We start from the raw sequence: 13,991 nt of genomic DNA on the forward strand, positions 1-13,991 counted from the left end.
CGGTACTGGCAGCGGGCGGATTGTGGGTTGGAGTGCGATCGCCCCGCGTTTTTGTCGATATGTTACGTTTTTTATCGGGCGTGTTACTATGCATGAAGGCGATAATCAATGAGGCTTTCACGGAATGACGCCACTCGAACATTATAATAACGATCTGACCCACAACGATTTTATTGAAGACCCCGCGCAGCGTATGGCGGTAGAGAAGCTTGATGATCTCTACCACCGCCTGATCGCCAATCCCATTGCGCCCGCCACGCCCGAAAAGCGCAGCTGGCTGCCTTGGCGCAAGCGCGAACCGGTGCCTGTGACTCCAGTGAAAGGCCTGTATTTTTGGGGTGGCGTGGGGCGCGGCAAAACCTATTTAATGGACACCTTTTTTCATGCTTTGCCGTTTGAAAATAAAATGCGCATGCATTTTCACCGCTTTATGCATCGTGTGCACCAAGAGCTGAAAAAGCTTGATGGCGAGGTTGACCCGTTGCCACAAATCGCCGACAAGTTCGCCCGAGAAACCCGAGTACTGTGCTTTGATGAGTTTTTTGTCTCTGACATTACCGATGCGATGATTCTGGGGACGTTAATGGAGGCTTTGTTTGCGCGCGGCATTACCCTGGTGGCCACCTCTAACATTGTGCCAGATGAGCTCTACTGGAATGGGTTGCAACGCGCCCGCTTCTTACCGGCGATCGCCTTGATTAACCAGCATTGTGAGGTGGTCAATGTCGACTCAGGGGTCGATTATCGTCTACGCACGTTAGAGCAAGCCGAGATCTTTCACCACCCTTTAGATGACGCCGCAACGGCGCAAATGCACGCCTATTTTAAAAAGCTTAATGGCGAGGGTGGCGTGAAGCAGGATGTGATTGAGGTCAATCACCGGCCGCTGCAAACCATCGAAAACGGCGATGGGGTGGTGCATTTTAGCTTTGCTGAGCTTTGCCAATCCGCACGTAGCCAGAGCGATTACATGGAGCTGGCACGCCTTTACCACACGGTGTTGCTGGCTGATATGCCTCAGCTAACCGGGGCGCAAGACGATGCGGCGCGGCGCTTTATTGCCTTGGTGGATGAGTTTTACGAGCGCAGCGTGAAGCTAATCATCTCGGCGGCGGTGCCCATGGATAGCCTCTATCAAGGCGAACGGCTGGCGTTTGAATTTAGGCGCTGCCAATCACGCCTGATTGAGATGCAAAGCCATGACTACCTTGCCTTACCACACTTGCCCTAAACGGGATGGACTTCGGGGCGCAAGCTCGCTAATAGCGCGCGTCCCGTGAGACAAGGGTAGGCGGTAGCCAAACAATCACCAACTGAAAAAATCCACCGAATTTTTTTGCCAAAAGGAGGTGATTTTTTCTCCACTCTTCCCTATAATCTCGCGACCCACCGTTACTGTTGAAAGGCTTAGGCCGAGTGTACCACCACTCGAAGGGGTGATGTATGGGCGCTTAACAGTGGGAGCTTAGGCTCCTGAAGTGAAACTTATTAATCGGGTAATCATTAGCATGAAAACTTTCGTTGCTAAACCAGAAACTGTAAAACGCGACTGGTTCGTTGTAGACGCTGAAGGCAAAACGTTGGGCCGTCTGGCCACTGAAATTGCAACGCGTCTGCGTGGCAAGCACAAGCCAGAATACACTCCTCACGTTGACACCGGTGACTACATCGTTGTTATCAACGCTGAGAAAGTGGCTGTTACTGGCCGCAAAAAGTCTGACAAGATGTACTACAGCCACACTGGCTACATTGGTGGCATCAAGTCAATCAGCTTTGAAAAACTGATCGCGGAAAAACCTGAACTGGTTATTGAAAAAGCCGTTAAAGGTATGTTGCCACGCGGTCCTCTAGGTCGTGCTATGTACCGTAAACTGAAAGTTTACGCAGGTTCTGAGCACAAGCACGCGGCACAACAACCGCAAGTACTAGACATCTAAGAGGAATAAAGCAATGGCAGAACAATACTACGGCACCGGCCGTCGCAAAAGCTCCGCAGCGCGTGTCTTCATCAAGCCGGGCAGCGGTAACATCGAGATCAACAAGCGTTCTCTCGAAACTTACTTCGGTCGCGAAACCGCTCGCATGGTCGTTCGTCAGCCGCTTGAGCTGGTAGAAATGACCGAGAAGCTAGACCTGTACATCACCGTTTCTGGTGGTGGTATCTCTGGTCAAGCTGGCGCAATCCGTCACGGCATCACTCGTGCCCTGATGGAGTATGACGAGTCACTGCGTCCTGCGCTACGTGCAGCTGGCTTTGTTACGCGTGACGCTCGTCGCGTTGAGCGTAAAAAAGTGGGTCTACGCAAAGCACGTCGCAGCCCGCAGTTCTCGAAGCGTTAATCGACGTTCCAGTCAGATTTGCTGCAAAAAGCCTGGTGGCAACGCCAGGCTTTTTTTATCCATCAATTTAGCCTGCATTCTTGCGTGCAATGCTCATTTATTTCCTTTCAAAACAGTGTATAAGCACTCACTTTCCAACATTTTTATTACCCTTTCCTCAATTCTGTGCACACCGCTCACATTTGTTACAAAAAGGTAGCTTTATCTTGTCAAAAAGTAGGGTTTTCTCTATCATCTAGCCGACGTAATAGCAGCTAAGATTTAATCGAACTGATCCCAGTCAGCCGTTATTACATATTCGTTTTTAAGTAAGCCGTACGCTCCATGGACGCAAAGGACACAATAAAAATCCAAGCGGGAGCACATGGGAGAATGTTGGATGAGCAATGCGCCAGTGAATACCGGCCGACGCCGTTTCCTGACTGCGACGACGTCAGTTGTTGGCGGTTTAGGGGCCGTAGCAGTTGCCGTACCTTTTATTAAGTCTTGGAACCCAAGCGCGAAAGCCAAAGCGGCGGGCGCGCCTGTCGAAGTCGATATCAGCAAGCTACAAGACGGACAAATGATCCGTGTTGAGTGGCGAGGAAAACCTGTATGGATCGTGCGTCGTAGTGACGCGGTCGTCGAAGAGCTGTCTAGCTTCGAGGACCAGCTTCGTGATCCCGGTTCGGCACAGCCGCAACAGCCAGAATACGCAGCCAACCAGACCCGCTCTATTAAACCTGAAATTTTTGTCGCGGTTGGTATCTGTACCCACCTAGGTTGCTCGCCAACCTATTTGCCTGACAGCTTCAGTGAGCAAGTGAGTGGGGTGAAAGCTGGGTTCTTCTGCCCGTGTCATGGTTCCAAATTTGACATGGCAGGGCGCGTATTCCAAGGCGTACCTGCACCACTGAACCTGGTCGTTCCACCTTATATGTACTTGGACGACAAACGGGTACTCGTGGGACAAGATGAGGGGACTGCGTAATGGAAAACTTGCTGAACTGGGTTGAGAAACGCATTCCAGCGATGAATGCGTATCGCAAACACATGACTGAGTACCCAATGCCGAAGAACTTCAACTTCTGGTATATGTTTGGTGTGCTCGCAATGCTGGTTCTGGTTAACCAAATTCTTACTGGGATTTGGCTAACCATGAACTACGTACCCTCAGCGGAAGGCGCGTTTGCTTCTGTTGAATACATCATGCGTGATGTGGAGTACGGCTGGCTCCTGAGATATATGCACTCCACCGGGGCCTCGGCCTTCTTTGTGGTGGTCTACCTGCATATGTTCCGCGGCCTGATTTACGGCTCCTACCAAAAGCCACGTGAGCTGTTATGGCTATTTGGTATGCTGATCTTCCTGGTGCTGATGGCTGAGGCCTTTATGGGCTACCTGCTGCCATGGGGACAAATGTCGTACTGGGGCGCACAGGTCATCATTTCTTTGTTCGGGGCCATCCCGGTTATTGGTGATGACCTAACACTGTGGATTCGTGGTGACTATGTTGTCTCTGGCGCAACCTTGAACCGTTTCTTTGCCCTCCACGTGATTGCACTGCCGATTGTGCTCTTGCTGTTGGTGGCATTGCACGTGCTTGCACTGCACGAAGTGGGCTCAAACAACCCAGACGGTATCGACACCAAATTGCCAAAAGGCAAAATGGGTGACAACTACCAGTCGCAGTTCAAGTTCCACCCGGATTACACCAAGAAATACGACATCATTGATTCGATTCCTTTCCACCCTTACGGGACAGTGAAAGACTTGATTGGTGTGGGCGTGTTCGGCATCTTGTTTGCCTACGTGATTTTCTTTAATCCCGAAATGGGCGGCTATTTCCTTGAGCCACCCAACTTTGAAGCGGCTAACCCGCTGAAGACCCCTGAGCACATTGCCCCTGTTTGGTACTTCACGCCGTTCTACGCGATTTTGCGTGCGATTCCAGACAAGTTAATTGGTGTGATTGCCATGGGCGCGTCGATTGTGATGCTGTTCATCCTGCCGTGGCTTGACCGCTGCCGTGTGCGCTCATACCGCTATCGCAGCAAGCTACACTTGGCGAACATCGTCCAATTTGTGATTGCTTTTATTGCTCTGGGTATTCTGGGCGCGTTGCCAGCAACCCCAACGTACACCTTGCTGGCGCAGATCTTCAGCTTCTGTTACTTCATGTTCTTCGTGCTGTTGTTCTTCTACAGCAAAAATGAGGCAACGAAACCGCTACCAGAGAGGGTGACATTCAAATGAGAAAATGGATTGTAATCTTGTGCGCGCTGTTGCCCTCTTTGGCGATGGCCGCCGGTGGTAATGTCCACTTGGACGAAGCCAACAATGATTTGACGGACAAAGCCTCATTGCAACGTGGCGCCAAACTGTTCATGAACTACTGTTTTGGTTGCCATGCTACGCAGTATCAGCGTTATCAGCGTGTGGCCGAAGATCTCAATATTCCTAAAGACTTGATGGAAGACAACCTGATTGTCGACAAGAATGCTGATTACGGCGAGTTGATGAAAAACGCCATGACGCAAGAAGCGGGCGCGCAGTACTTCGGTGCACCTGCGCCCGATCTAACCTTGGTGGCACGTGTGCGTGGCGTGGATTGGTTATACACCTATTTACGTTCGTTCTACGTCGACCCATCGCGCCCATTTGGGGTGAACAATACTGTGTTCCCGAACGTGGGTATGCCACACGTGCTCGAAGAGCTTCAAGGCACACCCCGTAAAGTGTACGAAACACGTATGGTGGACGGTGAGCCGGTGGAAGAGTTTGTTGGCCTCAAATCTGACGGCAACGGCGAACTCAGTGCCAGCGAGTACGATAATGCGGTGCGCGATCTGGTTAACTTCCTTGAATATTCAGGGGAACCGGTGAAGCTAGAGCGCCAGCAACTGGGCTGGTGGGTGATTGGTTTCTTCGTGGTATTCTTGATTTTGGCGTACTTCCTCAAGAAAGAATATTGGCGCGATGTGCACTGATCGGTTAATCTAGTGTGTTGCTAATCCGCAATGGGGACTTTAGGTCCCCATTGCTTTCTATTGATATTGAACATCCTGGAGGGGTTGATGGCTGTTGCTGCCAATAAACGCTCGGTGATGACGTTATTCTCTGACGCATCTGATCTCTATAGTCATCAGGTACGCATCGTCCTCGCAGAGAAAGGTGTCAGTGTAGAAATCGAGCTGGTGGATCCGAATAATCTGCCAGAAGATCTGGTTGACTTAAATCCTTATAACTCTGTTCCAACCTTGGTAGACCGTGAGTTAGCGTTGTACAACGCGGATATCATCATGGAATACTTGGATGAGCGTTTCCCTCACCCACCATTGATGCCGGTATACCCTGTTGCCCGTGCACAAAGCCGTTTGATGATGTATCGCATCAAGCGTAACTGGTATACCTTGGTTGACCAAATTATGGAAGGCAGTGCTGACGACGCCGACAAAGCGCGTAAGCAGCTGCGTGAAGAGCTTCTAGCTCTGGCTCCAGTATTCGCCGAAGATCCCTACTTCTTAAGCGAAGAGTTTAGCCTGGTAGATTGCTATTTGGCGCCGTTGCTGTGGCGTTTGCCTGCACTAGGCATTGAGCTAACTGGCCCAGGTGCGAAGCAAGTAAAAGATTACATGACGCGTCTGTTTGAGCGTGATTCGTTTCTCGCCTCACTGACAGAAGCTGAACGTGAAATGCGACTAACAGGTCAATAATGTCTACATCAGAATTTGCGATGACACCACGTCGCCCGTATTTAGTGCGTGCGTTTTACGACTGGTTATTAGATAACGATCTCACCCCTCACATGGTGGTGGATGCGACCTTGCCGGGCGTACAAGTGCCGTTTGATTACGTTAAAGACGGGCAAATTGTCCTCAACATCGCCCCGCGTGCGGTCGGTAACTTGGAACTGAGCAACGAGCACGTGTGTTTTAATGCGCGCTTTGGCGGCAAGCCCCAGCAAGTGCTGGTGCCTATGGCGGCGGTGCTCGCCATCTACGCACGTGAAAATGGCGCGGGCACCATGTTTGATATGGAGCCTGCCTACGCCCACGCTGATGATGAGGAGATGTTTGAACAAACCGCCCCATCCAGCGAGGGAGAAGACGACGAAGAGCCGTCTTTGGTGTCGGTCGACAGCGTTGATGATCCTGAAGCACTGCCGCAAGCGGATGATGAAGACGACACGCCGGCCACCCCAAGCAAAAAAGGCAAGCCGACGCTGACCGTGGTGAAATAACCGCGTCGCAAGTTCCCCTTGAAGGTGAGACACAAAAAACCAGCACCCAAGTGCTGGTTTTTTTATGCCTAGGCCTTACGCCTAGACCTTGTGCCCGCCGTGCGGGTAGCGAAGGTAAGGCGCCTCACGACGCCTGTATCCGCTGCGGGGGTATCAATGACGCTCAGTCATGATCTCGCGTGAGAACACCTTCTCACAGTATTTGCAGCGTAGCTTCACATCATCTGCTTCACTCAGTACGCGGAATGAGCTATCCACCGCCGGCTCACCGTGGGTAATACAGTTAGAGTTTGGGCAGCGGAACACGCCTTGAATGACTTCCGGCAAGGTCAATGGCAGCTTGGCCACCACTTGATAGTCTTCGATTTGATTCACAGTCGCCTGTGGCGCATACAGCGCGAGTTGACTGGCCTGATCTTCGCTGATCACCACGTTCTCGATTTTGATCAGATCTTTGCTGCCCAACGCCGACGAGGGCAGATTCAGACCAATGGTGATCCGCTGATCGCTACCGTGCATTTGAAACAGGTTTAAGATCTTAAAGCCAATATGCGCCGGGATATGATCGATCACCGTGCCGTGACAGATGGCTTCAACTTGTAGTTTGTTATCCGTGCTCATTTTGCAACTCCTTCAACCTGTTCGTTTAACACCAGTGCCAGCAGGGCTTCTCGGGCATAGACGCCGTTCTCGGCTTGCTCAAAGTAATAAGCGTGCGGGGTCTTATCGACATCGACAGTAATTTCATCCACACGGGGCAGGGGATGCATCACCTTCATGTTGGGTTTGGCATCACGCAACATAGCCGCATTTAAAATGAACGCCGCTTTAATGTGCGCGTACTCTGATTCATCAAAGCGCTCTTTTTGCACCCGCGTCATATACAACACATCCAATTCAGGCACCACATCGGTGATGCTACTGTGCAGGCTATACGGGTGGCCCGCGGCAGTCAGCTCATCTAACAAATACTCAGGCATCGCCAGTGCATCTGGGGCGATATAGAAAAAGCGGTTCCCCTCGAACTTTGACAAAGCTTGCGTCAGCGAATGCACAGTACGGCCATACTTCAGATCGCCCACCATGGCAATATTGAGGTTATCGAGTCGCCCTTGGGTTTCGTAAATCGAGAACAGGTCGAGCAGGGTTTGGGTTGGGTGCTGGTTAGCGCCATCACCGCCGTTCACCACCGGCACACCTTCAGAGAACTCCGAGGCCAACCGCGCCGCACCTTCTTTGGGGTGGCGCATCACAAAGCCATCGACATACGAGGAAATCACCCGTACCGAGTCGGCCAAAGTTTCGCCTTTTTTGCCTGACGAGGTATTGCCACCGTCGGGGAAGCCGATCACTGAGCCGCCAAGGCGTTGAATCGCGGTTTCAAACGACAAGCGCGTACGCGTCGACGCCTCAAAAAAGCAGCTGGCAATCACTTTATTCTTCAACAGCGTCGGGTTAGGGCGCGCTTTAAGCTCGCCCGCCGTGGCGACGATTAACTCCAGCTCGTCGCGGCTGAGCTCGGGAATGGAAATAATATGTTTGTTATAAAGCGTATTGGCCATAACGCGAGTCCCTTTCTTTGCAGTGTGCTACAGGCAAAAAAAAACCTCCGAAACGGAGGTTTTTACGATCACGACCAATGCGGATACCGTCCCGCAATGGGGCGGATAAATCGCTGTTTGTGGGTGGAATAACCAACATAACTTCTGGCCGTGTAGTGAAATCAGGCCGAATTATACGCCCCTATTTATGTCGTGCAAGCAAAAGTGCAATCGTTTACGTGCTTGCGTTGACGAGTGTGGCAACCATCACAGCCTTGATGGTATGCAGTCGGTTCTCTGCCTGATCAAAGACGATCGACTGCTCAGATTCGAACACCGCGTCGGTCACCTCCAAGCCATTAAGCCCGTATTGATCGGCGATTTGTTTCCCTACGCCGGTCTCATCGTTATGGAAGGCAGGCAAACAGTGCATAAACTTAGCGTGTGGGTTTGCGGTGGCGGCCATCAAGCTTGGATTCACCTGATAAGGGGTGAGATCAGCCACGCGCTGCGCCCAGGCCGATTCGGGTTCACCCATCGACACCCAGATATCGGTATACACAAAATCACAACTGTTCACCGCTGCGGTGTCTTCGGTTAAGGTGAGCGTTGCGCCAGTATTGGCGGCGATATCTTGGCAGGCGGCAATCAAATCGGCCTCAGGCCAGTAGGCTTTAGGGCCAATCAGGCGCAGGTCCATCCCCATTTTCGCGGCGCCGACCAATAGCGAATTACCCATGTTGTTGCGCGCATCCCCCACATACGCAAACGCGATTTGATTAAGCGGCTTGTCGCTGTGCTCTTGCATGGTGAGCAGATCGGCCAACACTTGGGTGGGGTGAAAATCATCGGTTAAGCCATTCCACACCGGCACCCCGGCATGCGCGGCGAGCGTTTCGACCACTTCTTGGCTAAAGCCACGGTATTGAATGCCATCGTACATTCTTCCTAATACCCGCGCGGTATCCTTCATGGTTTCTTTATGGCCAATCTGGGTGCCGCTAGGGCCGAGGTAACTGACCTGCGCGCCTTGATCAAACGCCGCCACCTCAAAGGCACAGCGCGTACGGGTCGAGGTTTTCTCAAAAATCAGCGCAATGTTTTTGCCCGTTAGCTGCGGGGTTTCCTCACCGCAGGCTTTGGCCGCTTTTAGTGTGGCGGCATCATCAATCAGATCGTGAATTTGCTGAGGTGACAAGTCGAGTAAGGTGAGCAGTGATTGCTGGTAGAGGTCGCTTTTCATATCTATCCCTAAATAACGCGCTAAATTGAATATTAAATCGATATTTATGTTTAATTATTCTTTGATGGTAAAGCGCGTGCCAGCAAGATGCAAGCGACAAAACCGAGAGTAAAGGCCATGAATTGACCAATAACACACCGTTTTGATGGTTTTATGACCGCGAAGGAGGGATTTAATCAAGCGCTGACAATGCTGATAAGTTGGCGACAAACTAGACAATCCTTTTACCGCCTTATAGCGAGAGAATGACAGGGCCGCGCGATGAGTACGAGATAGTGTTTATGTCCTCAAGGGCAAACGACAATACTAGGAAGGAGAACATGATGAAAACACAAAACAAAGCACTGACTCTTAGCGCACTCATGATGATGGTTGGCCTCGCCGGTCCCGCGATGGCCAACGAAGCCAGCCAACCACAAGGCGACCAGCCCGTGGTAACTTGCCCAGACGGCGGCACGGATTGCGACACGCAGCCAATGCCAAAAGACGACAACAGCACCTGGCCGGCTGAAGACAGCCAAGACCCCGCCATGCAATAAGGCGGTAACCTCCTAAGCAAGCAAAGCGTGAGTGCCGCCACATTGGCGGCGCTTGTTTATCCCGCCACACGCTAAGTGCTCAAAAAGCATACTGAATTCGCCCCCCTTACAGCTAGACACCCTGTGAGCCTTCCCCTATAATCCCACTCCATTCGGCCCCTTAGCTCAGTGGTTAGAGCAGTCGACTCATAATCGATTGGTCCCCAGTTCAAGTCTGGGAGGGGCCACCAGTCATAGCAAGGCGTAGCAGGTTAGTACCTACTACGCCTTTTTTGTGCCTGCTGATTTTTAGTCAAACACTTAGTCAAACAAGGAACGGGTACAACTCCCGTTTTCGCATTAGAAAAAATCTGTTGTCGCGATAACGACGTGAGCATTTCGTATGAGCAAAGCGCCTCAAATCCATTAATGTTAATATTGCTGTACCCAAGTAAGCATTTGAGTGACTTCGCTATTTGGCGAGAATTGTTTCAGTGGCTGACTTGTTGAGATAGGCTCTGAAGCAATTGGGATCCCAAATCGAATGAACGGGGGGATGTTTCAGTGGCTGACTTGTTGAGATAGGCTCTGAAGCCAACCGGCGCGAAATTAGAAGTATTCATTGGCACTGTTTCAGTGGCTGACTTGTTGAGATAGGCTCTGAAGCCCATGATGGTATCGGCCGACCGCGAGCTGGTTAAGTTTCAGTGGCTGACTTGTTGAGATAGGCTCTGAAGCGTGCCGAGCCGCCGCGTATTTCACCACCATCAACCACGTTTCAGTGGCTGACTTGTTGAGATAGGCTCTGAAGCTGGCACAGACGCGTCGATTTTCGGCGAGAATTGTTTCAGTGGCTGACTTGTTGAGATAGGCTCTGAAGCAATAGGCGTTCAGCCCAGTGGTGGCGCGGCTTGAGGTTTCAGTGGCTGACTTGTTGAGATAGGCTCTGAAGCCTTGACCGAACCGTACTCTTGCGTGTCGGTAGCAGTTTCAGTGGCTGACTTGTTGAGATAGGCTCTGAAGCAAAGAGTTTCTGATGTGGTGTGAATGCGTCCTCGCGTGGTTTCAGTGGCTGACTTGTTGAGATAGGCTCTGAAGCTCGCTATTGCTGTAGCGTATGCGGTTGCAAATTATAAGGTTTCAGTGGCTGACTTGTTGAGATAGGCTCTGAAGCCAAATTAGCATTGCGCCTCCGGCGCTGGTCTGGCAGTTTCAGTGGCTGACTTGTTGAGATAGGCTCTGAAGCCAGGAAAGCTGGGGTATTGAATACAAGATTTTCATGTTTCAGTGGCTGACTTGTTGAGATAGGCTCTGAAGCGACCTGGGCCCCGCGGAAACAAAACGCATTGCACTGTGTTTCAGTGGCTGACTTGTTGAGATAGGCTCTGAAGCAGCCGACCAAACCACAGCGCGAGAAATACGACAAGTGTTTCAGTGGCTGACTTGTTGAGATAGGCTCTGAAGCAAGCACTGCAAGATAACTTTGCTGGCGTGACCTTTGCGTTTCAGTGGCTGACTTGTTGAGATAGGCTCTGAAGCCAAGGGATGGGGCCGACGCCTACCTGGGCAGTCAGTGTTTCAGTGGCTGACTTGTTGAGATAGGCTCTGAAGCATAAAAGGCGCCCCCGAGCGAACCGCGTACAGCTGGTTTCAGTGGCTGACTTGTTGAGATAGGCTCTGAAGCGGTTTCAGGGTCCGCAGCGCCTCGCGCCACGTCGCGTTTCAGTGGCTGACTTGTTGAGATAGGCTCTGAAGCCCGCGTTTGGTATCGAGACCGCGGGCGACGACCTGGAGTTTCAGTGGCTGACTTGTTGAGATAGGCTCTGAAGCCGGCAAAGCTCTCGTGCGTCCCACACGTAAAGCCGTTTCAGTGGCTGACTTGTTGAGATAGGCTCTGAAGCCATCGATGCCCGCGATTTTTGAAACCGCTTCGCCGTAGTTTCAGTGGCTGACTTGTTGAGATAGGCTCTGAAGCTGGCCGGTGAAGCGGGACTTCACATCATCGGGCAATGCTGTTTCAGTGGCTGACTTGTTGAGATAGGCTCTGAAGCAACCAATGACGCCTCTGCGCTGCCGACTCTGGAGGCAGTTTCAGTGGCTGACTTGTTGAGATAGGCTCTGAAGCCCCTGATTTTTTGTTGTTGATACAGCAAGTTATTAGGGGCTCAGCGCCTATTTTTTTCGCAAACCGCTTTGATGTCAGAAAATGGCGGTATTTTGCGAACATGCTCCTTAGACAAAAATAATCTTCATCTGTCATTGCAGTACCTCAAGTACTCGCACTGTGCGCATTTGCTCTCTGTTGCGCTTGAATGCGGCATACGATGGCTGGAGAGTGTTTGCCTCACCGCATGGAGTGTGGTTAGGCATTTGTCCTTTATTTTATCATCTAGCGTGATCGTGTACTGCTTATTTGCGCTGCCTTTTAGTAATACGCCCGCAACCACTTGTCGTTGATAAGTTTGCTCCGCAGCAAGCATATAGGCGTACAGTTGGACCTTTTGCGCATCGGTGGGTTTGCCCTTATCCACTTTATACTCCACGACCACGCACTTTTCTTCATTGAAGATTAGCTCGTCGATATAACCATGAATGCCTAACGATAGCGCTTGGACATGCGCGTTGACGATATGCTCTCTTGGTTGGGGAATATGTTTGCATAAACGACGTCGATGCCGCGGGTTTTGTGACTCGTGCCAACGCTTTCCTTGCGTAACCCATCCTTGTTCAGGGGGCTCAAAACGCATTACGGCCTTGTACCACGGGATACGTGGGCAAAATAGATATTGCCGCAAGTAACTGATAGGGATCAGCTCATCAAAAGATGCCATGACCATCGTACTCCTCAAAATCTGGGGTAAGACCATAAAATTTTGCGTTTTCGGACAATTTGCTCACTAAAACGAAAGCTTTATCTGTGTCTTTGTCGATTTCACTGGCAAGAATACGCTTCGCCAGTTTGATATCGGCGGGCAACAAACGTCCCCACATGACAGATTTTTGCACCGGGATCATGCCGACATCTTTGAGTTGGTTATATAGCCGTGTCCGTGTTTTGTTATTTTCGATGTCATAAGCGACAAGCACTTCCGTTGTTTTTGCCATGTTCTACCACCTAAAGAGTAATGGACGATACTTTTGTTCGTCGGCAAACATGCCACATAAGCGATAGCATTGTCGCTGCATGACGCTCTCTAAGCGTATTTTCCTACTTCGATAAGGGATTGGTTTGGCGAGTGTCGTTAGGATCTCATTGGTTAACTTCTTACGCGTTTTCGGCTTAAGCGTTTCGCCATTGAGTTGGCTTCGCAACTTGATTACGGCCCGATCAACCACCCAAGCGCGATATTCTTCCATTACATCGAGTACGAGAGCGGGCTTACCCGGCCGAATGGCATGCAGCGCACCGAGGTAGACTTCTAGCCCTGCATTAGTTAACGCGTTCCAGATTACACTTGATAAAATACCGTAACCATAATTCAACGCTTGGTTGGCGGGGTCTTGCGCTCCGCGCCCCGTACGGTGAGTAAATTGTTCACCGAGCCATTGATGCTCGCTGAGTACCTGCCAATAACTGGCTGCTGCTCGGCCCTCCAAGCCCATCAAGGTGGCATTCCAGTTTTCGGTATAGGGGAGATCACGGACTTGTTGGGAGAGTAAGTGCAGCTCAGCCGCTAGATGGGCCGCTGCTTGCTTTTTGGCGAGGCCGCACTTTTGTTTATTGAAATACAGCATAGTAGTGCGTTGATTGCGTACTTTGCCGTAAATAAACGCTCTTGCAATACGATAACGCTGCTCGTCATCCGATAAAAATTCGAACTGATGGATTCTATTCTGGACCACAGCATGTTGCGCGTTACCATGCAAACAGCATAGCTCTTGGGCTCGGTTGCCAATAAACACCTTAATGCCATACCGCGCACAGGCGCTGAGCAAATTAGAGGACAAGCTAATGCCCGGCTTTTGAATAGACAGTGTGCTGATTTTTCTGAGTGGAATTTCTTTGGTTGGAAAATTGCCTTCCTTGATCACTAAGCGTTCAGAGGTGATGCCCAGCGATTTTCCATATTCATGGATCACAATATGCTGCATGGTACCGTCCCGTTTGTTTGCAATCAGTGAATGAT

Annotated in this window: 15 protein-coding genes, 1 tRNA gene and 1 CRISPR repeat array; of the genes, 10 read left to right on the forward strand and 6 right to left on the reverse strand. The window is 50.9% G+C overall.

The genetic code is table 11. From position 1 onward, the window contains the following. Window positions 1–124 precede the first annotated feature (124 nt). The 8 genes from zapE to sspB all read left to right on the forward strand — a co-directional run bounded on the left by zapE (window position 125) and on the right by sspB (window position 6,562). Window positions 125–1,231, forward strand: coding sequence for a cell division protein ZapE (zapE, locus tag BZG74_RS11330; protein ID WP_077772703.1), 1,107 nt, complete (start codon window positions 125–127; stop codon window positions 1,229–1,231). A 277-nt stretch (window positions 1,232–1,508) separates the two neighbouring features. Continuing rightward, window positions 1,509–1,937, forward strand: coding sequence for a 50S ribosomal protein L13 (gene rplM, locus BZG74_RS11335; protein ID WP_046073927.1), 429 nt, complete (start codon window positions 1,509–1,511; stop codon window positions 1,935–1,937). Between the two features lie 13 nt (window positions 1,938–1,950). Then, entirely contained in the window at window positions 1,951–2,340 is a 390-nt protein-coding gene (rpsI, locus tag BZG74_RS11340; RefSeq protein WP_046073928.1) for a 30S ribosomal protein S9, read from the forward strand. Between the two features lie 379 nt (window positions 2,341–2,719). Then, window positions 2,720–3,310 (forward strand): ubiquinol-cytochrome c reductase iron-sulfur subunit, encoded by a 591-nt coding sequence (gene petA / locus BZG74_RS11345; RefSeq protein ID WP_046073929.1) that lies wholly within the window; start codon window positions 2,720–2,722, stop codon window positions 3,308–3,310. Continuing rightward, window positions 3,310–4,575, forward strand: a complete 1,266-nt coding sequence (locus BZG74_RS11350) for a cytochrome b (protein ID WP_077772704.1) — start codon at window positions 3,310–3,312, stop codon at window positions 4,573–4,575. Before petA ends, BZG74_RS11350 begins: the two co-directional genes overlap by 1 nt. Further along, window positions 4,572–5,309, forward strand: a complete 738-nt coding sequence (locus BZG74_RS11355) for a cytochrome c1 (RefSeq protein ID WP_046073931.1) — start codon at window positions 4,572–4,574, stop codon at window positions 5,307–5,309. Before BZG74_RS11350 ends, BZG74_RS11355 begins: the two co-directional genes overlap by 4 nt. 87 nt (window positions 5,310–5,396) lie before the next feature. After that, a complete protein-coding gene (sspA, locus tag BZG74_RS11360; RefSeq protein WP_046073932.1) occupies window positions 5,397–6,035 on the forward strand; it encodes a stringent starvation protein SspA in 639 nt (212 codons plus the stop codon). Beyond that, the gene (sspB, locus tag BZG74_RS11365; protein WP_077772705.1) at window positions 6,035–6,562 is read left to right on the forward strand and encodes a ClpXP protease specificity-enhancing factor; all 528 of its coding nucleotides are present in this window, start codon (window positions 6,035–6,037) and stop codon (window positions 6,560–6,562) included. The genes sspA and sspB overlap by 1 nt, the downstream gene beginning before the upstream one ends. A gap of 153 nt (window positions 6,563–6,715) precedes the next feature. Here sspB and pyrI read toward each other — a convergent pair whose 3' ends face one another. From pyrI to argF, 3 genes are all read right to left on the reverse strand, one after another. Further along, window positions 6,716–7,183 (reverse strand): aspartate carbamoyltransferase regulatory subunit, encoded by a 468-nt coding sequence (gene pyrI / locus BZG74_RS11370; RefSeq protein ID WP_069363326.1) that lies wholly within the window; start codon window positions 7,181–7,183, stop codon window positions 6,716–6,718. Beyond that, window positions 7,180–8,124: an aspartate carbamoyltransferase gene (pyrB, locus tag BZG74_RS11375; RefSeq protein ID WP_046073935.1), complete on the reverse strand. Its 945-nt coding sequence runs from the start codon at window positions 8,122–8,124 to the stop codon at window positions 7,180–7,182. The genes pyrI and pyrB overlap by 4 nt, the downstream gene beginning before the upstream one ends. 214 nt (window positions 8,125–8,338) lie before the next feature. Further along, entirely contained in the window at window positions 8,339–9,346 is a 1,008-nt protein-coding gene (argF, locus tag BZG74_RS11380) for an ornithine carbamoyltransferase (protein ID WP_077772706.1), read from the reverse strand. 320 nt (window positions 9,347–9,666) lie between these two features. Between argF and BZG74_RS11385 the strand changes: the two genes are divergently transcribed. After that, window positions 9,667–9,885, forward strand: coding sequence for a hypothetical protein (locus BZG74_RS11385; RefSeq protein ID WP_131825636.1), 219 nt, complete (start codon window positions 9,667–9,669; stop codon window positions 9,883–9,885). Between the two features lie 154 nt (window positions 9,886–10,039). Continuing rightward, window positions 10,040–10,115, forward strand: a tRNA-Ile gene (locus tag BZG74_RS11390). 237 nt (window positions 10,116–10,352) lie between these two features. Next, window positions 10,353–11,989: direct repeats of the CRISPR family, unit length 37 nt; unit sequence GTTTCAGTGGCTGACTTGTTGAGATAGGCTCTGAAGC. A gap of 124 nt (window positions 11,990–12,113) precedes the next feature. Here the strand turns inward: BZG74_RS11390 and cas4 are convergent. From cas4 to cas1, 3 genes are read right to left on the reverse strand one after another with little or no spacing between them, the layout of a single operon-like run. After that, a complete protein-coding gene (cas4, locus tag BZG74_RS11395) occupies window positions 12,114–12,695 on the reverse strand; it encodes a CRISPR-associated protein Cas4 (RefSeq protein WP_158020647.1) in 582 nt (193 codons plus the stop codon). Continuing rightward, the gene (cas2, locus tag BZG74_RS11400; protein ID WP_077772709.1) at window positions 12,682–12,969 is read right to left on the reverse strand and encodes a CRISPR-associated endonuclease Cas2; all 288 of its coding nucleotides are present in this window, start codon (window positions 12,967–12,969) and stop codon (window positions 12,682–12,684) included. The genes cas4 and cas2 overlap by 14 nt, the downstream gene beginning before the upstream one ends. Before the next feature lie 3 nt (window positions 12,970–12,972). Beyond that, window positions 12,973–13,956, reverse strand: coding sequence for a CRISPR-associated endonuclease Cas1 (cas1, locus tag BZG74_RS11405; RefSeq protein WP_077772710.1), 984 nt, complete (start codon window positions 13,954–13,956; stop codon window positions 12,973–12,975). Window positions 13,957–13,991 lie beyond the last annotated feature (35 nt).

It is taken from the genome of Salinivibrio sharmensis (genome assembly GCF_001995985.1).
GTDB classification, from domain to species: domain Bacteria; phylum Pseudomonadota; class Gammaproteobacteria; order Enterobacterales; family Vibrionaceae; genus Salinivibrio; species Salinivibrio sharmensis.